This is a genomic window from Pseudoalteromonas sp. NFXS39, from assembly GCF_040148775.1.
Classification (GTDB): domain Bacteria; phylum Pseudomonadota; class Gammaproteobacteria; order Enterobacterales; family Alteromonadaceae; genus Pseudoalteromonas; species Pseudoalteromonas apostichopi.
Map to the genome: position 1 here is coordinate 553,745 of NZ_JAGDEC010000002.1, position 17,087 is coordinate 570,831.

Consider the following 17,087-nt stretch of genomic DNA (forward strand, 5'->3'; position numbering starts at 1 on the left):
TAAAAAGGAGTAGTCCGAGGTGAGTAGATGAGAAGAACTGAGCAGACTTTAGTTGAGCAAATGCAAATTAATGATGTCGAAATTCAGCATAGGATGAGCTTATTGGGGCTGAGTTCAAACAGTCTCTCATCTCTTTTGAACTACAAACCTATTATCGAATCAGCCATCGAAAATGTAGTGAATGAATTTTATAAAAAGCAAACCGAAGTTGATGAAATTTCTTTATTAATTGGTGATGCGGATACTTTAACGCGACTAAGAGATGCGCAACGCCAATATATTATTGATCTATTTTGTGGTCGTTACGAACATGAATATGTTAATAACCGCTTACGTATTGGCATGGTACATAAGCGTATTGGGGTTGAACCAAAACTCTATTTATCGGCAGTGTGTACTTTAAAAGAACTCATTTTTAATGTGCTTAGGGCGACAATAAGCGATCAAGCTGAATTGAATCAAACGCTAAACATCATAGATAAGCTAATTTACTTTGATACCACCTTGGTCTTTGACACTTATATTGATAGTTTGGTGGGCGAAATTGAAAATGCGAAACGTCGCACCGAAGTTTACGCAAAAGGCCTCGAAGAAAAAGTTGCGCAGCGTACTCAAGAGCTTGAGAAGCTAGCGAAGCTTGACCCACTCACCAACCTATATAATCGCCGTGTCATGCAAGAGTTATTACAACGGGATCTTGCCAGAGCAAGACGGCACAAATCACCATTAACCATTGTGTATTTTGATCTGGATGACTTTAAGTCAGTAAATGATACGCAAGGGCATTTAAAAGGCGATGAAGTGCTTAAATATATAGGCCAATATTTACTTGAAAATATACGCGAGATTGATATTCCTTGTCGCTACGGGGGAGATGAGTTTTGTGTCATTTTGCCTGATTGCGAGATAGACAGTGGTGTTAATATTTGTGAAAAACTAATAGCTGCATTCGAACAACAGTACCCTGAGCTTCATTTAAGTTTTGGCCTTATAGCAGCACCACTTGATAGCACAGTAGATGCTGAGGAGTTAATTAATCGTGCTGATAAGAAAATGTATCAAGCGAAGGAGCATATAGGCTCATATATTATGCGCTAGCGGGTCATTCGCTTTACAAAGACAACAACGAACAAAGCAAGCGAGAAGCTGCCACAGAATGCTTCTATTGCTGCAATCAACCTTGAAAAGCCAATCGGAGTAATATCCCCATAACCAAGGGTTGTAAAAGTTACCACACTGAAATAAAAACTATTTAATAATGCCGATAAATTGCTTGTAAATGAGTTTTCAACGCTTAGTTGCATCACTGAATCTTGATAACTTACCCCAAATAAGAAATAACAAAAGGCACAGCAAATAATTAGTGACAAGCTAAAGCGAATAACATTCTCGGGTTTTTCTCCATAACCGCACAGCATGTCAATAAAACTTGAAGTAATTTGCTTGGTTGAACCTCTAGGGTACTGCGCATGGCGCATCCGTAATTCTTTGTATGTAAAGTTACCGGCTAGCTCAAATAGCCCTTGATGTTCTGAGGCTTTCCTTAAGTTTCGGTATATTTCTTCTGATTGTTCAAATAAGTCTCGGGCTTCTGCGAATTGTTTATTTTTACGAGCTTTAAATGCAGCCGCTTCTTGTAATAATTGATCGCCCAGTTCGATATTATCAATACGGCTGTCATTGAGTTTAATACCCAGTAGGTTGGTATTTTTTAAATCACAGTAATGCAAACTAGCGCTATGTAAATTGGCTTTCATCAATGAGGCGTTGGAGATTTTGTTATTAAATAAGTGAGCGCCCGTTAAATTCGCGCGGTAAAAATTACAATAAGAGAGATCATAGCCTTCTTCGTCATCCTGTTTGATTAAGTTTAGTCCTGAAAGGTTCGCTCTTTTCAGTTGCAGGCCTTCTAATAATCCCCCTTTTTTTGCATAGCGCTCTAATTTTTGGGTGAGGTCTAGCCCTGATTTATCAAATTTACTATCATGCCAAAAGCAAAATCCAGAGCCCATATCTGTTTCTTGGCACTTGTTACCTGTTGGTGAGGTATAACTACAACATGGTTTATCAGGCATAAGGACGAAAACTTATTTGTTAGTCATCTTTATAGATTAGCAGCTATTTAGCAGGGTAAAATGGAATCTCTCATTTTTATTAATTGAATTGGCTTATATTTGTTAGATTACACCTTAAAGCGCAGTAAACGCAGAACAACAGTTGCAATTAAAGTTGCTGAGCAGAAACTCACTGTTTATGCGCCTTTTTATGTCTCACAAACTGAGATAGATGGTTGGCTAAAGACAAAACAGGATTGGGTCGCAGAACAAATCGCGAGACAATCCTCACAAGCTGAACGACGTCAACTTCCTCTTGTAAACGCGACTATTAAGTTATTCGGTCAGAGTGTGCCGATAATTTTTGCTAAAGGCCCTAAAAGCACTTGGCAACAAGATGCACAATCTCGGCTCACTTTATCTATTTCATCACGGGTCAAATATCAAGAAGCTAACTACTTAGCTCTGCTAGAACGGTTTTTACATGAAAAGCTTGAGAGCTATATTGAAATGCGTGTTCATGACTACTGTTTGCAAATGACTGAAGCTTTACCTGCAAAGTTAAAGATTCAACATTATAAACGTCGTTGGGGCAGTTGTAATAAGCGCCGAGAGCTTGCATTTAATTTACATTTAGCAAGCGCGCCGACATGGGTGATTGATTATGTCATTATTCACGAACTTGCGCACCTCAGACATATGAATCATAGCGCTAAGTTCTGGCAGCGAGTGTGCCATTTTTATCCTGACTATAAAAAAGCAGAAAGTTGGCTAAAAGCAAATGGTAGTAGTTTGAGTTGGTAGCTTAAGTTAGAAAGAGTAAAGTTAGAAAGAGTAAAGTTAGAAAGAGTAAAGTTAGAAAGAGTAAAGTTAGAAAGAGTAAAGTTAGAAAGAGTAAAGTTAGAAAGAGTAAAGTTAGAAAGAGTAAAGTTAGAAAGAGTAAAGAGTGGTGGAGGGAGCTGGATTCGAACCAGCGAAGGCTGAGCCGTCAGATTTACAGTCTGATCCCTTTGGCCGCTCGGGAACCCCTCCACACAGATTTTACTATTGCATTTGGCCCCACTTTTCAAATAAGAAAAGTGGTGGAGGGAGCTGGATTCGAACCAGCGAAGGCTGAGCCGTCAGATTTACAGTCTGATCCCTTTGGCCGCTCGGGAACCCCTCCAATGCAACGGCGCTGATAATAGCAAACTGGTTATTTAAGTAAAGAAAAAAACTAAAGAAAATTACATAAATGCCGATAACTGGTTAATCAAGAAACTATTTGGCTAAAGACTATGCAAATTGATGGTTTGTTGCTCACAGAGAGTCAACTCGATAATCGTCTAAATAAAAGTGTTCAAGAGAAACGCCCTGGGGAGTTTGCTTTATTACTAGCAATGCTTTCTCATGATGTGCTCGATTTTAGTCAGTTTCACCTACCAAAAACTGAATTAACCAACCCTGATGTGTCTGAATCTGTTCTGCGAACTGAATTAGGAGCAGGGCCAGCACAACCATTGGCACCTGAGCAGTTTGACATGCTGATTGGTCAAGAAAATGCTTACAGGCTATTGCAAGGTGGTTTATCAGATATCAGGTTGCGTAATTGCTTAAATCCTGAACCACTGAATATACGTGATGATAGGCAGCATGTACCACTTGAAGTGATTGATAACTGTGAACCTGCAGTTAGAAAACGTTTTTACGAAAAGAATAAACCAGTTGAGCGGCCACAAATAGATGCAGCTGCCTTTTATGACAGCCTAAATGATGAAGCTATACATCAACCTCTACATTTAGCAACAGCCTAAGTATTAGCGGCTTAATCGAATTGTCATAGACTCTGAATAAACTATATTTAAGTAAAATGGCAAAAAGTACAGCTAAATTAAGATGTGCTTGTTATAATAGCAGCCTATGGCTTAATGCCATTGTCATTGAACCAAGTTACTAGGACTATAATGAAGAAAACATTCACGCTAAACCACGAGAAAATTAAATATCCTCGTATGGTTGATGCAGCCAAGCACGAAGTAAAAAAATACTTAAAACGTGAGCGTAATAAAACACTCCCAGCAGGTGCTGACTATTGGGCATTTGACTGTAAGTTTGGTGAGTCAGCGGATGAGGCCAATGTCGTTCACGTGGCAGAGATTAATAAGTGTATTAGCGATATCGAAGCTAAAGGGCTTACATCGTTTTACGTTGAGATCTTAGCGCGTCCTGCACAGCGTCAACATCAAGAGTTTGACGAAGAGTAATATCAATACTCTTATACTAAAAAAGGGCCATCAGGCCCTTTTTTAGTTTTAAATTAACGTGCAAATGGATCGGCATTAATTTTTTCTATGTACCATTTTCCTTTCTTACGTATCATTTTCACACTGCGCATATCATCAACTTTCTTACCATTAAAATAACCAGTAAAAATTAAATTGATATTGGCTTTATCGCCATATTGCTCGCGTAAACTCATATTGGTCATATCGACTTCAATTACGACTTCATCGTATTGCATATTGACAAGGTTACGAGCGAACTGCCCAGCAGTACCATAAGATTTCATAATACGCGCCATTTTTGGAGTGGAGTATTCCATGGCAAGATTCAAATCGTTTTGGTTATATAAGGCATCAAAATAGAGAGTAGCCACATTACCTGGCGTATTTTGTTCGCCTTTTGGAGCGTCTTCGGAGCCGCAACCGAAAAGGACGCTGCTACTTAACAGAATAAAAATTAAGAGTATATTTTTCATTTTTGTTGTTTTACGAGTGAACTTAATATTAAGTGTGTGACTAAATTAGCATGATGTAAAGTTAACTCGGTAAATTTATTGGTTTTATCTATTTTAGGTAATAAAAAAGGATGCATCTTTGCATCCTTTTTAGACAACTTAGTCGTTCTTACTGAACAAGCTCTTTATCGCTGAACTCTTCAGCGAATAATGGACTAGATAAGTAACGCTCAGTTGCACTTGGTAAAATTACCACAATATTTTTATCTGCGTTTTCAGGCTTTTCAGCAAGGCGTTTTGCAGCAACAACTGCAGCACCAGAAGAAATACCTACTAAAATGCCTTCATTTTTCATCAGTTCATGCGCCATTGCAATTGCATCTTCATTTGATACTTGCTCAGCGGCATCAACAACTTCTAAATCAAGGTTACCAGGGATGAAACCTGCACCGATACCTTGAATTTTATGAGGACCCGGTTTTACTTCTTCACCAGCTAAGGTTTGGCTGATCACTGGTGAGTTAGTTGGTTCAACAGCAACTGACTGAACATTTAAACCTTTTTCAAGTTTAAGGTATCGGCTAACACCCGTAATAGTACCACCCGTACCAACACCTGCTACGAAGATATCAATTTTACCATCCATTGCTTCATAGATTTCAGGGCCCGTGGTTTCAAAGTGAATTTTCGGGTTTGCAGGGTTTTCGAATTGTTGTAGAAGAATATATTTTTCAGGGTCACTTGCTTGAATTTCTTTTGCTTTCTCAATTGCGCCATTCATACCTTTAGCGCCATCAGTTAGAACTAGGTTAGCACCTAACGCTTTTAACAATTTACGACGTTCTAGGCTCATAGTGTTAGGCATAGTCAGTGTTAACTTATAACCACGAGAAGCAGCAACAAACGCAAGTGCAATACCGGTATTTCCCGAAGTAGGCTCGATTAACTCTTTGTCTTTGGTTAATACACCTGACTTTTCTGCTTCCCAGATCATTGAAGCGCCTATACGGCATTTAACACTGAAACTTGGGTTACGTGATTCTACTTTAGCAAAAACATTACCTGAGGTTACGCGGTTAAGCTTTACGATTGGAGTATTACCAATCGTTAATGAATTATCTTCAAAAATGTTAGACATAGTGTTCCTTTGGAAGCAATTTATTCAATCGTGATCGAATAGCTTAGGCTAGCGATCTGTAATAGTCACACTTTACTGTGGTGAATAAAAAACGAAAGTAAAGTTTGGCTATAACATATAGCGAATAGGCTTATATACCCAAACCATCTCAAGGTGCGAGTTTCAGTTGAAATTAAAAGCGATTTAGGCAAGGCATTGATTGCAAGTAATAGTGGTTCTATTGCTAAAATCAATAACGCAGTATAAATCGCTTTTAAACCAACCCGTTGGGCGCTTCACAGGCACTTACTCTCATCGTTGTTACTTCTTAAAAGGGACTGCCATTCTTGCAAATAACGCCTTGATATTAAGCACCTGCGAAACGCTGAATTCTGCATCTTGAGGTGGCTTGGGTATAGTTTAGGAATAAGCAAACAAAGAAAGGGGAGGGCGCACCAAAAGATGCGCTAATAAGGTATTAAAGCAACCAAGCGTAGCTAAATTTAGCAAACAACGTACGCTGCTCTTTAGTAATTGATGAAAGCTCATCATCTTGATAGCCATTATCAGAATAACCTGCAAAGAATACCGTTTGCGGGTTCAGCTTGTAAGAATACAGCAGCTGAGTGGCTAACTTTTTATATTGGCTATCTACATCATCAATGTAATTAGCCTGATTGCGCTCTAAATCGGTATAAATGACTGCAAGGCGTAAAAAGCTATTCACATTAAATTGGTAAGTTAAACGCACATCACTTAGGTTGGCGGTAAATACTTCACTGCCGTCGGCTTCAAGCTGCTCATAAGTATGGCGTAAACGCACTTCAAAATGCTTACCAAGGTTCATATTCAGCACAGGGCGTATATGGAACTTATCACCAACACGATTATTAGCTAAGTCAACGGCATTACCTGTATACATATATAAAGAGGCAAATACCCCTGCGGTTGGTTTAAAGTCACTGTAAAAACCAACGCCATTTTCGCTAAACAAGTCAGTGTTACCATCAATATCTAAACGTGATTTATCGTGGCGAAGGCCGGTGCGGTTACGGTGCTCAACAGAGAGCTCAAAAAAGCTCTGCAACGGGCCGCTGACTGAAAAACTAGTTTGTGCTTCTTTTTCGAGAAGTTCATTATTTTCGTTGTGGGTAATATCCCAATCGGCGTAAAGGTTAGCGCGATTCCACCAATTGCCTTTATCGCCATACCAGCGGTATTCACCGCCAGTCGTAAACTTTTTAAAATCAACTTGTGAGATAAAGCCTAAGTCAGCTCTTAAATCAGCATCGCGATAATTATAGTCAGCAAAGGCACGCCAGTACTTCTCGTCGTGTTGATACTTTACGTAGTAGCCAGTACCTGATTGCTGTTCTTTACTTAAAACACGAAGTACGCCTTCGTTATAGTCGCAGTCACTATTTAATTCACAAATTACTTGCTCGGGATGTAAGCAGTTATCACCATCACATAACTCGTCGATAAAATCTTGGCTGTATTGTGTTTGTGACTTTAATACTTGGACTAAGAAAACATCGTTCACTGTTGGCTTGTATTTACTATCAATACTGTAAACCGTGTTTTTATAATCATGACTTTGTCTGTGTGTTGCAGTTGAACCGAGCGATAACCCTGACTCAAAATCGTATCGATAACGCATAGCGCCATTTTCACTTTTCTCGTCAAGGGCAACAAGAGATGAGCCTAAATTGCCAGGGATCAACACATTGGTTTGTGTGTCATTGGCAATGAAGCCGGCAAATGTATGGCCATTTTTGCTGCCGGTGATCTTTGTTCCGTAATCTGGTTGGGCAATATTACGGGTATGAATAAGGTTGAGAGTTGAGGCAAAGTAGTCAGCGTTATCTAAAAAGAAGGCGCGCTTTTCAGGGAAGAACAAACTGAAATTATTGTTCACACTCAATTGTGCGACATCCGCTTCAACCTGAGAAAAGTCAGGGTTGATGGTCGCATTTAGGGTAATATCAGGAGTGATCCCCCATTTTACATCTAGGCTGGCTTCAGTATTGTTCTCTGACTCCCAATCATCAACTCGAGCGCCATCAATATCGCGGGTCTCATTTTTGCCAAGCACCACAGATGGGATAATCGCCACGTTATTGCCTTGTTTGGCTTGTTCAAAACCTTGGTAACTTGGCATTTGGCAAATCCAACAATTGTTACCGTGGTCAATCTGCATATTAGAGATACGCAACCGTTCACTGCGCGGTAAAAAGCGTAAAAACTCCATTGCCATGGTTTTGCTTGCGACACTGTCGTCAAAATTTAGTACGCGTAAGGGAATAGCAACTTCAACTGTGTAGCCTTTATCATGGATAACACCGACGCTATCCCAAATACCGTCCCATGATGAGCTCTCATGTTTAGTTAGTTCGTTTTCTATTGAATCTTGCTGTACGCCAAGTGGGTTAATAAAAAATTGATACGCTAATTGAGAGTTATTGTATGAATCAATTTTTAGCCCGACTAAGTCATCATCCCAAGCTGCGTCACGGTCACGGTAAAAAGCACGAATAAGTTCTGGGTTAGGGTCGTTCGCTTCAAAACCTATAAATAACGTTTCGCCATCTTCATAGACATAAGCGTAGGTAGTAACAGGGCTCTTACTGTTCTCATAAGGCCAAGTGACGTTATCTATTGTAATTTTTTTTGCACGTTGCCAACTTGCTTCATCAAGCTTACCGTCAATTGTTGGCTGTTCTGCAATAAAAGGAAGGGTGATAGGTTGGCTGATGGCCAAGCTAGTAAAAGGCACACTCAACAGAGCGGCACTCAACATTGATTTATACATAAGCACTATATGGGTATTCAAAACTGCGAGCATGTTATTAATTTGCAACTTTGTTAACAAATGCAACGCGACAGGCCGCATATATTTACGTTCAAATTAGATTCTGCCAAGCTCTGGTGGTAAATTGCGCAGTTAAACGTTAATTTGGCTGTTTTATAACAAAAGTAAACTAAAACGTGGTAAAAGATTACCACCTAAAAATTGAAGTGATCGTTATGAATTTAATTTTAAAATTAATTGCTGGTATTGTTGCCGGTATTTTAGTGGGCTTGTATGTGCCACTAACAGGTGTTGAACTCCTTTACACAGTAAAAGAAATAATAGGTCAGTTGATCACCTTTACCATTCCGTTAATTATTTTATTTTTTATCGCATCAGGTATTGCTGGCTTACCAAAAGGGTCAGGCCACTTGTTAGGAAAAACGGTTGGCTTTGCATATGGTTCAACCGTTATTGCAGGTACCTTAGCGTTTTTACTTGTCAGCGCTATGATCCCATTGTTTGATGGGGGCTTAACGTTTGAAGCTGAAGTCGCCACAGAAGTGGGTAGCTTTATTGATTTAGAAATTCCACCTCTAATGAGTGTAATGACAGCTCTTGCTGCAGCATTCATTTTTGGTATTGGAATGAGCCAGTTACAGCTTGATACTTTAAAGAAAGTGTCTGATCAGGGCCGTGATGTTATTGATGGCTTACTAGCAAAAGTAATTATTCCAGCTTTACCTTTTTACATTGCTGGTGTATTTGCTGAAATGACAGTCGCTGGTACTGTGGTTGATACACTACAAACTTTTGGTATTGTTCTGCTGGCTGCATTAATTATGCATTGGTTATGGCTAACGGTTTTATATGTATCTACAGGACTGCTACTAAAGCGAAACCCATTAGAGCTTGTAAAAAACATGCTACCCGCGTATTTTACTGCTTTAGGTACAATGTCGAGTGCAGCAACTATTCCGGTTTCACTTCGCTCAAGTAAAGCAAATAACGTAAAAGAAGATGTTGCTAACTTTACGGTACCTTTATGTGCAACAATTCATTTGTCAGGTTCAACAATTACTATTGTGACGTGTGCGATGGCTGTGATGTTCTTATCTCCTAATATGGATGTACCATCATTGTTTGGTATGTTGCCATTTATTATGATGCTAGGCGTTGTAATGATTGCAGCTCCTGGTGCACCAGGTGGTGCTGTTATGTCGGCATTGGGCCTTTTAACAAGTATGCTTGGCTTTAATGAAGGCGCTGTTGCATTAATGATTGCACTTTATTTAGCACAAGATAGTTTTGGTACTGCCTGTAATGTAACAGGTGATGGTATCATTGCTTTATGGGTTGATCGTTTCAGCGAGAAAGCATCAGCTTAAAATTAATGAGTGGAACGATATTTTGATTTATCGTTTCACTTTTTCTGTGCTAATGTGGCACATTAAATTGTGCGAAAGCAGCTATTTGGGTTATTTGAGGGTGTTCCATTGATTAATGTACTTTTAGTTGATGACCATGAACTTGTACGGACAGGGATCAGACGTATACTTGATGATGTTCGTGGTTTTAAAGTGGTGGGTGAAGCTAAAACTGGTGAAGAAGCGGTGCAATTTTGCCGTCAACATTCGCCTGATATCGTGTTGATGGACATGAATATGCCAGGTATTGGCGGTTTAGAAGCGACAAAGAAAATCTGTCGCTACTGCCCAGATGTAAAAATTATTGTACTTACTGTGCATTGTGAAGATCCATTCCCAAGTAAAGTAATGCAAATTGGTGCTCACGGTTATCTAACCAAAGGTGCCGGTTCTGATGAAATGGTTAACGCCATTCGTGCTGTAAATGCAGGGCAACGCTATATTGCACCTGAAATAGCACAGCAAATTGCCCTTGCACAGGTCAGCGGCCGTACAGATGAAAACCCATTCCAGAGTTTGTCTGAGCGAGAATTACAAATTATGCTGATGATCACCAAAGGTGAGAAAGCGCAAGATATCGCAGAGCGTTTGAATCTTAGTTCAAAAACAGTGAATAGCTATCGCTATCGCATGTTTGAAAAGCTAAATGTAGGTGGTGATGTTGAGCTTACACATTTAGCAATTCGCCACAAAATGATCGACATTGATAGCTCGCATTAATTTGCTCAATGTCTGATTTCGAACCAGCCCGTTTTCTCAAAACACTATCAAGTGAACCCGGTGTGTACCGAATGCTTGATAGTGAAGGGCAAGTCATTTATGTAGGTAAGGCCAAAAACTTAAAAAAGCGCGTAAGTAGTTATTTTCGAAGTAATGTTACTGATAGTAAAACGCGTGTACTAGTAAGCAATATTTGCAGTATTGAAGTCACCCTGACCAACACTGAAACCGAAGCCTTATTACTTGAAAACAACCTAATTAAAAAATATCAGCCTCGTTACAATATTTTGTTGCGAGATGATAAGTCATATCCGTATATTCTGTTAACTGCTCACAAACACCCACGCCTAGCTTTTCATCGTGGTAGCCGTAAAATAAAAGGCGAGTATTTTGGTCCATTCCCAAGTGCGGGGGCAGTATCTGAAAGTTTGCGTTTAATGCAAAAAATCTTCCCTGTACGTCAATGTGAAGATGCTTATTATAGAGCCAGAAGCCGTCCATGTTTACAATATCAGTTAAAACGCTGTTCAGCGCCTTGTGTAAATAAAATCTCCGATGATGAGTATCAGCAAGAAGTGGATTTTGTTCGTAAGTTTTTATTAGGCAAGTCCCATGAAGTTATTGCCGATTTAATTGCAAAGATGGAACAAGCTAGCAAAGAACTTAAATTTGAGCTTGCTGCAAAAGTACGAGACCAAATTTTGTTGCTCAGGAAAATGCAGGAGCAACAATCTATTTCAGGTAACCATGCCGAAATGGACGTAGTGGGCTTTGCTCACTTAAATGGATTAAATGCGGTTCACTTATTAATGATCCGCGACCACAAAGTGCTAGGCAGTAAAACCTATTTTCCAAAAGTGCCAAAAGACTCTGGTGAAGAAGAAATCCTAACCTCTTTTTTAGGTCAGTATTATTTAGCACCCGGTGCAACAGGGCGCATTGCCAAAGAAATTATCTTACCATTCAGTATTGAAGAAAGTGAGCCTTTAAGTGAAGCGCTTACGGCAATCTCTGAGCGTAAAGTCAGTTTAAAAGTTGCTAATCGTGGAGAGCGGGCGCAGTATTTAAAGCTTGCAAATAAAAATGCACTTAACAGCATCAGCGTAAAACAAAGTACGCAGGACTCAATCAATAAACGCTATGCACAACTAAAAGAAACATTACGTCTTGATGATATTAATCGCATGGAATGTTTTGATATCAGCCATACAATGGGTGAAAACACCATTGCAAGTTGTGTGGTCTTTGATTCACAAGGTCCAAATAATAAAGAATATCGCCGCTTTAATGTTACGGGTATAACTGGTGGCGATGATTACGCAGCGATGGAGTTTGCACTTAACAAGCGCTACAACAAAGTAGTTGATGAAGAAAAAATTCCAGATGTCATATTTATCGATGGTGGTAAAGGACAATTATCTCGTGCTGAGCAATATTTTGAAAACTGGCCACATAATAAGATTCCTTTGCTGGTGGGCGTTGCAAAAGGCACAAGTCGAAAACCAGGTTTAGAGACTTTATTAATTGATGGTGGGCGCAAAACAATTCCACTTGACTCAGATGCACCAGCGCTGCATTTAATCCAACACATTCGCGATGAGTCGCACCGTTTTGCTATTGCTGGACATCGCAATAAACGTCAAAAACAACGTACTCAATCATTATTAGAAGAAATTAACGGTGTTGGACAAAAGCGCCGACAAGCATTATTAAAATATTTAGGGGGCATGCAAGGGGTAAAAGCTGCTAATATAGACCAATTAAAACAAGTTCCTGGGATCAGCCCTGAAATGGCTGAAAAGATATTTAATCATTTGCATGACAAGGCGTAGCCTTCGTGCGAATATAGAAAAAAAGACATCTCCAAGTAGTTATGTGGAATATTCCAAACACACTCACAACCTTTAGACTTTTTCTTATCCCCATTTTTTTGGTGATATTTTATTTGCCTTTTTCATGGGCGTTTTTCGCAGCTGCGTTTGTTTTCTGGCTTGCGTCAATCACAGATATCCTTGACGGTTATTTAGCGCGTCGTTTAAATCAATCAACGCCTTTTGGTGCTTTCTTAGATCCAGTTGCTGATAAAGTAATGGTGTGTGCGGCATTAGTTGCCTTATCAAGTCATTACCAAACTTTATATATGACGATACCGGCATTAGTTATTATTAGCCGTGAAATTGTAATCTCTGCATTACGAGAATGGATGGCAGAGCAGGGTAAGCGTGATAACGTGGCTGTATCAAACATGGGTAAGTTTAAGACTGCGGCACAAATGCTAGCCATTATTGGTTTGATTTGGCAGTTTGATACATGGATGATCTACTTAAGCTATGGTCTTTTATACATTGCAACATTCTTGACGCTAAGCTCTATGTTGCAGTATTTAGTTGCCGCATGGTCTGAATTGACCAAAAATTGATCCTAAACGTATAATTACACACCATTTTAGATAAAAAATAAGCAAACAGTTCAAAACTAGCATTTTTTATATTGACGCGTTTAATAATCTCTGTAGAATGCGTCCGTGTTGAGAGGGCATAGCCCCCAAGATAAAGAAAGCGGCACTAGCTCAGTTGGTAGAGCGCAACCTTGCCAAGGTTGAGGTCACGAGTTCGAGCCTCGTGTGCCGCTCCAATTATCTAATGTGGCGGAATGGCAGAGTGGCCATGCAGCGGATTGCAAATCCGTCCACCTCGGTTCGACTCCGGGTTCCGCCTCCATCAACACTCCACGCAGCTCTATGAGCAACCCGATGCCCGGGTGGTGGAATTGGTAGACACAAGGGATTTAAAATCCCTCGTTCGTAAGGACGTGCCGGTTCAAGTCCGGCCCCGGGCACCATTTGTGGTTAACTACAACACCAAATGTAGTTTTAAAAATATTTTTTTTAGAGTTAATATGATGCGGCACTAGCTCAGTTGGTAGAGCGCAACCTTGCCAAGGTTGAGGTCACGAGTTCGAGCCTCGTGTGCCGCTCCATATTAACTTTATCCACTTGCTTTAAATAGCAAACCCGATGCCCGGGTGGTGGAATTGGTAGACACAAGGGATTTAAAATCCCTCGTTCGTAAGGACGTGCCGGTTCAAGTCCGGCCCCGGGCACCATTTAAACTTAAATAGTTTATTGGATAAAGACTCAAGTTTTCGGCACTAGTTCAGTTGCCAGAACGTTAGCATCGCAACCTTCAAGGTTGTGAACCAACGGACAAATCACTGATAGAAATAAATTTGCGGCACTAGCTCAGTTGGTAGAGCGCAACCTTGCCAAGGTTGAGGTCACGAGTTCGAGCCTCGTGTGCCGCTCCAATTATTTGGAAGCGATAAGGCGGAATGGCAGAGTGGCCATGCAGCGGATTGCAAATCCGTCTACCTCGGTTCGACTCCGGGTTCCGCCTCCATATAATACTCCACATGCTCATACGAGCGACCCGATGCCCGGGTGGTGGAATTGGTAGACACAAGGGATTTAAAATCCCTCGTTCGTAAGGACGTGCCGGTTCAAGTCCGGCCCCGGGCACCATTTATATACAATACCTCCTATCTATTTCATTAACACTTCAGTTTATAAATTAATCTAATTGTTTTTTATTTCACTAAATAGCTTTATAGTTTCCTTATTCTTTTTCAAATTAGTTAAAAAGTTTGCAGTATAAAACTTTGAACTGGTACAACGGAATTAAATAAATGGGATCAAGGAAAGATAATGGAGCAATTTAAAGGTGGTTTAAATCAGTTCTGGGTTGGTGCAGTGTTTGGGCTATGTTTAGCAATCTCATTAGTACTTATTCCTGTTGCTATTATTATGTCGAACATTAACGATGTACTTAAAATTCATGAAGTCAGCGTGCTTGTTGGTCAAGTATCCACAGTCTTTGAAAAATCTGAACGGGCTATCAGTAATGCTAAAACAGCGTTAATTGACTTTGATAATGACGTGGTGATGGATACGCTCACTGCCGTGCAAGCTTATCATCAACAATCGCAGCCATTATTAACTGCCAAGCAAAGACAAACATTAAAAGCGCAAATCAAAGAGCAGCTTGTCATGCAACTCGAGTCAAAGCTTAACGAACAGCAAATTACATTCATATTGTCTGTTTTTGAAAAGTTAGTAGATACAAAAAAGGGAGCACAAACGCTCCCCAATTAAACATTAATTAAACTTGATTATTTGCGCCACGCGCCTTTAGGAATGGTTTGATCGAGTTTTTTGTTTTGCGAAGGATCAAAAGTAGGTAATTTACCTTCTTTACGTTGTGTATTGTAATCCTTCGCTAACCAAATAACGACACCCGATAACATAAATAAAGCGATTACGTTAACGATAGCCATTAAACCCATTGAAACATCTGCAAGGGTCCACACTAGTGGCAATTCGCCTAGAGCACCAAACATCACCATACCAAGTACTAGTAATCGGAAGATCAACATACCCGATGCATGGTTATGCTCTAAAAACAATAAATTGGTTTCGGCATAAGAATAATTAGCAACAATAGATGTAAATGCAAAAAACAAAATGGCAATTGCAACAAACGTTGCTCCCCAACTACCAACATGTTCTTCAAGTGCAGCTTGTGTTAACGCAATACCTGTTACTCCTGAATCAGGTATTAGCTGTTGTGATAATAAAATAAGGGCTGCAGTTGCTGTACAGATAATTATTGTATCTACAAATACACCTAACATTTGCACATAACCTTGTGAGGCAGGATGCGGTGGGTTCGGTGTTGCCGTTGCAGCAGCGTTCGCAGCGCTACCCATACCGGCTTCATTAGAGAACAAACCACGTTTAATACCCTGGATCATGGCCTGCATTACACCATAACCAATAGCACCAGCGCCTGCTTGCTCTATACCAAAGGCACTATTAATAACATGCATAAATACATTTGGTAATAAATCGTAGTTCATGGCACATACATAAAGTGCAACTAACAAATACGCCAATGCCATAAAGGGCACAACCATTTCTGCAAAACGTGAAATGGTTTTTAAGCCGCCGAAAATGATAATGCCAGAACCTAATACTAAGGCGATACCAACAACATAGTTTGGAATACCAAAAGCGACATTAAATGCAGCTGCTATAGAGTTTGATTGAACAGCATTAAATACCAAACCAAAAGCAAGAATAAGACAAAGCGAGAAAATGACTCCCATCCAACGTTTACCCAAACCATATTCCATATAATAAGCAGGACCTCCACGAAAGTTGCCCTCTTCATCGACCGTTTTATATGCTTGGGCAAGGGTACTCTCTGCAAAACTTGTTGCCATACCTATTAATGCAATAAGCCACATCCAAAAAATTGCGCCTGCGCCACCTAAATAAAGTGCAACGGCAACACCTGCCATATTACCCGTACCCACTCGAGCTGCTAATGAAGTACAAAATGCTTGGAATGAAGAAATGCCGTCGCCAGAACCTTGTCGGCTCTGAAACATAACTTTGATCATATGCGGGAATTGCGTGAATTGAATAAAACCAAGTCGAAGTGTAAAAAATAGCCCCGCAGCTATTAAGAGGTAAACCAGAATGTGGCCCCAAATGAGGCCACTTATACTATTTATAATGTCTGTCATTTTTCTTGCCTTGTGAGCGAGTGGAAAATCTGCGGCGCAAGTTACCATAACAAGTGAGGAGAGTTTAGTTATTCTGCTAAAAAACGTCAGTTATCCACAGTTGTTTGTGAGTAACTTGTTTGCATTTGGTGGGTATCTAGCTAATTTGAAAATAAGCAAAAAAACCTGCAAAAAGTGCTTGCGTAAAAAATCCATCTCCCTATAATGCGACCCCACTGACACGGCGGGCAGCAACGAAAGACGCTGAACAACGTAGCAGAGAGTTAAGTAAAACTTCGGTTTAAAACGGTCTAAAAGGAAAGTTTAAAATTAAGTGTTGACTCGAAAAATTAAGGATGTATTATACGCATCCCTAGCGACAACGTCGCAACGTTCTTTAACAATATAAAGCAATCATCTGTGTGGGCACTCGTACAGATTGAGTTCTAACAGCCGATTCTAGTTCGCTAGATGACGCAAACAAATTTAGAGTCTCAATTGAACTGAGTGACCAACGGAAACAAGTTTACTTGTTTCAGCACAGTCAATTCGATTCGAAAGAATCAAAATTCAGAATTCATTGAGCATGTCCTTCGGGACAGAAAAAACTTTTAATTGAAGAGTTTGATCATGGCTCAGATTGAACGCTGGCGGCAGGCCTAACACATGCAAGTCGAGCGGAAACGAAGAGGTGCTT

Annotated in this window: 14 protein-coding genes, 10 tRNA genes and 1 rRNA gene; 18 read left to right on the plus strand and 7 right to left on the minus strand. The window is 40.0% G+C overall.

Features of this window, described 5'->3' with window-relative positions; genetic code table 11:
- Nucleotides 1-27: 27 nt before the first annotated feature.
- Nucleotides 28-1,098, plus strand: coding sequence for a GGDEF domain-containing protein (locus J3455_RS06010; RefSeq protein ID WP_130051810.1), 1,071 nt, complete (start codon nt 28-30; stop codon nt 1,096-1,098).
- Here J3455_RS06010 and J3455_RS06015 read toward each other — a convergent pair.
- Nucleotides 1,095-2,075 carry an ion channel gene (locus J3455_RS06015; protein ID WP_130051809.1) on the minus strand — a complete coding sequence of 327 codons (981 nt, stop codon included), beginning with the start codon at nt 2,073-2,075 and terminating at the stop codon, nt 1,095-1,097. The genes J3455_RS06010 and J3455_RS06015 overlap by 4 nt on opposite strands.
- Before the next feature lie 99 nt (nt 2,076-2,174).
- Here J3455_RS06015 and J3455_RS06020 point away from each other — a divergent pair, with 99 nt between their 5' ends.
- Entirely contained in the window at nt 2,175-2,858 is a 684-nt protein-coding gene (locus tag J3455_RS06020) for a M48 family metallopeptidase (RefSeq protein WP_205987934.1), read from the plus strand.
- Between the two features lie 143 nt (nt 2,859-3,001).
- Here J3455_RS06020 and J3455_RS06025 read toward each other — a convergent pair.
- Both J3455_RS06025 and J3455_RS06030 read right to left on the minus strand, forming a co-directional pair.
- Nucleotides 3,002-3,086, minus strand: a tRNA-Tyr gene (locus tag J3455_RS06025).
- A 48-nt stretch (nt 3,087-3,134) separates the two neighbouring features.
- Nucleotides 3,135-3,219: transfer RNA gene (locus J3455_RS06030), tRNA-Tyr, on the minus strand.
- 112 nt (nt 3,220-3,331) lie between these two features.
- On the opposite strand from J3455_RS06030, the gene J3455_RS06035 reads away from it, so the two are divergent.
- On the plus strand, nt 3,332-3,847 hold the full coding sequence (locus J3455_RS06035) for a VC2046/SO_2500 family protein (protein WP_250661885.1): 516 nt from the start codon (nt 3,332-3,334) through the stop codon (nt 3,845-3,847).
- Between the two features lie 150 nt (nt 3,848-3,997).
- A complete protein-coding gene (locus J3455_RS06040; protein ID WP_130051806.1) occupies nt 3,998-4,297 on the plus strand; it encodes a DUF6172 family protein in 300 nt (99 codons plus the stop codon).
- Nucleotides 4,298-4,350: 53 nt separating this feature from the next.
- Here the strand turns inward: J3455_RS06040 and J3455_RS06045 are convergent, their stop codons facing one another.
- The 3 genes from J3455_RS06045 to J3455_RS06055 all read right to left on the minus strand — a co-directional run bounded on the left by J3455_RS06045 (nt 4,351) and on the right by J3455_RS06055 (nt 8,699).
- A complete protein-coding gene (locus tag J3455_RS06045) occupies nt 4,351-4,791 on the minus strand; it encodes a hypothetical protein (RefSeq protein WP_130051805.1) in 441 nt (146 codons plus the stop codon).
- Between the two features lie 148 nt (nt 4,792-4,939).
- Entirely contained in the window at nt 4,940-5,908 is a 969-nt protein-coding gene (cysK, locus tag J3455_RS06050) for a cysteine synthase A (protein ID WP_130051804.1), read from the minus strand.
- Between the two features lie 457 nt (nt 5,909-6,365).
- Nucleotides 6,366-8,699, minus strand: coding sequence for a carbohydrate binding family 9 domain-containing protein (locus J3455_RS06055; RefSeq protein ID WP_502935090.1), 2,334 nt, complete (start codon nt 8,697-8,699; stop codon nt 6,366-6,368).
- Nucleotides 8,700-8,914: 215 nt separating this feature from the next.
- On the opposite strand from J3455_RS06055, the gene J3455_RS06060 reads away from it, so the two are divergent.
- The 13 genes from J3455_RS06060 (at nt 8,915) to J3455_RS06120 (ending at nt 14,975) form a co-directional block, all read left to right on the plus strand.
- Nucleotides 8,915-10,066: a dicarboxylate/amino acid:cation symporter gene (locus J3455_RS06060; RefSeq protein ID WP_054553767.1), complete on the plus strand. Its 1,152-nt coding sequence runs from the start codon at nt 8,915-8,917 to the stop codon at nt 10,064-10,066.
- A 108-nt stretch (nt 10,067-10,174) separates the two neighbouring features.
- On the plus strand, nt 10,175-10,825 hold the full coding sequence (uvrY, locus tag J3455_RS06065) for a UvrY/SirA/GacA family response regulator transcription factor (RefSeq protein ID WP_054553647.1): 651 nt from the start codon (nt 10,175-10,177) through the stop codon (nt 10,823-10,825).
- Between the two features lie 8 nt (nt 10,826-10,833).
- Nucleotides 10,834-12,657 (plus strand): excinuclease ABC subunit UvrC, encoded by a 1,824-nt coding sequence (gene uvrC / locus J3455_RS06070; RefSeq protein ID WP_256855178.1) that lies wholly within the window; start codon nt 10,834-10,836, stop codon nt 12,655-12,657.
- Nucleotides 12,658-12,698: 41 nt separating this feature from the next.
- Entirely contained in the window at nt 12,699-13,244 is a 546-nt protein-coding gene (gene pgsA / locus J3455_RS06075) for a CDP-diacylglycerol--glycerol-3-phosphate 3-phosphatidyltransferase (protein ID WP_130051801.1), read from the plus strand.
- A 139-nt stretch (nt 13,245-13,383) separates the two neighbouring features.
- Nucleotides 13,384-13,459 (plus strand) — tRNA-Gly (locus tag J3455_RS06080).
- A gap of 12 nt (nt 13,460-13,471) precedes the next feature.
- Nucleotides 13,472-13,545: transfer RNA gene (locus J3455_RS06085), tRNA-Cys, on the plus strand.
- A 34-nt stretch (nt 13,546-13,579) separates the two neighbouring features.
- Nucleotides 13,580-13,666: transfer RNA gene (locus J3455_RS06090), tRNA-Leu, on the plus strand.
- A 62-nt stretch (nt 13,667-13,728) separates the two neighbouring features.
- A tRNA-Gly gene (locus J3455_RS06095) sits at nt 13,729-13,804 on the plus strand.
- Between the two features lie 39 nt (nt 13,805-13,843).
- A tRNA-Leu gene (locus J3455_RS06100) sits at nt 13,844-13,930 on the plus strand.
- A gap of 125 nt (nt 13,931-14,055) precedes the next feature.
- Nucleotides 14,056-14,131 (plus strand) — tRNA-Gly (locus tag J3455_RS06105).
- A gap of 18 nt (nt 14,132-14,149) precedes the next feature.
- Nucleotides 14,150-14,223 (plus strand) — tRNA-Cys (locus J3455_RS06110).
- 35 nt (nt 14,224-14,258) lie between these two features.
- Nucleotides 14,259-14,345, plus strand: a tRNA-Leu gene (locus J3455_RS06115).
- Nucleotides 14,346-14,528: 183 nt separating this feature from the next.
- On the plus strand, nt 14,529-14,975 hold the full coding sequence (locus J3455_RS06120) for a hypothetical protein (protein WP_250661887.1): 447 nt from the start codon (nt 14,529-14,531) through the stop codon (nt 14,973-14,975).
- A gap of 17 nt (nt 14,976-14,992) precedes the next feature.
- Here the strand turns inward: J3455_RS06120 and J3455_RS06125 are convergent, their stop codons facing one another.
- A complete protein-coding gene (locus tag J3455_RS06125; RefSeq protein WP_349561352.1) occupies nt 14,993-16,411 on the minus strand; it encodes an alanine/glycine:cation symporter family protein in 1,419 nt (472 codons plus the stop codon).
- A 591-nt stretch (nt 16,412-17,002) separates the two neighbouring features.
- Here J3455_RS06125 and J3455_RS06130 point away from each other — a divergent pair.
- A 16S ribosomal RNA gene (locus tag J3455_RS06130) occupies nt 17,003-17,087 on the plus strand; the annotation flags it as partial.

Coding starts and splice junctions, on each gene's coding strand:
- J3455_RS06010 (WP_130051810.1), top strand. CDS start 28: ATGAGAAGAACTGAGCAGACTTTAGTTGAGCAAATGCAAATTAATGAT.
- J3455_RS06015 (WP_130051809.1), bottom strand. CDS start 2,075: ATGCCTGATAAACCATGTTGTAGTTATACCTCACCAACAGGTAACAAG.
- J3455_RS06035 (WP_250661885.1), top strand. CDS start 3,332: ATGCAAATTGATGGTTTGTTGCTCACAGAGAGTCAACTCGATAATCGT.
- J3455_RS06040 (WP_130051806.1), top strand. CDS start 3,998: ATGAAGAAAACATTCACGCTAAACCACGAGAAAATTAAATATCCTCGT.
- J3455_RS06045 (WP_130051805.1), bottom strand. CDS start 4,791: ATGAAAAATATACTCTTAATTTTTATTCTGTTAAGTAGCAGCGTCCTT.
- cysK (WP_130051804.1), bottom strand. CDS start 5,908: ATGTCTAACATTTTTGAAGATAATTCATTAACGATTGGTAATACTCCA.
- J3455_RS06055 (WP_502935090.1), bottom strand. CDS start 8,699: ATGTATAAATCAATGTTGAGTGCCGCTCTGTTGAGTGTGCCTTTTACT.
- J3455_RS06060 (WP_054553767.1), top strand. CDS start 8,915: ATGAATTTAATTTTAAAATTAATTGCTGGTATTGTTGCCGGTATTTTA.
- uvrC (WP_256855178.1), top strand. CDS start 10,834: ATGTCTGATTTCGAACCAGCCCGTTTTCTCAAAACACTATCAAGTGAA.
- pgsA (WP_130051801.1), top strand. CDS start 12,699: ATGTGGAATATTCCAAACACACTCACAACCTTTAGACTTTTTCTTATC.
- J3455_RS06120 (WP_250661887.1), top strand. CDS start 14,529: ATGGAGCAATTTAAAGGTGGTTTAAATCAGTTCTGGGTTGGTGCAGTG.
- J3455_RS06125 (WP_349561352.1), bottom strand. CDS start 16,411: ATGACAGACATTATAAATAGTATAAGTGGCCTCATTTGGGGCCACATT.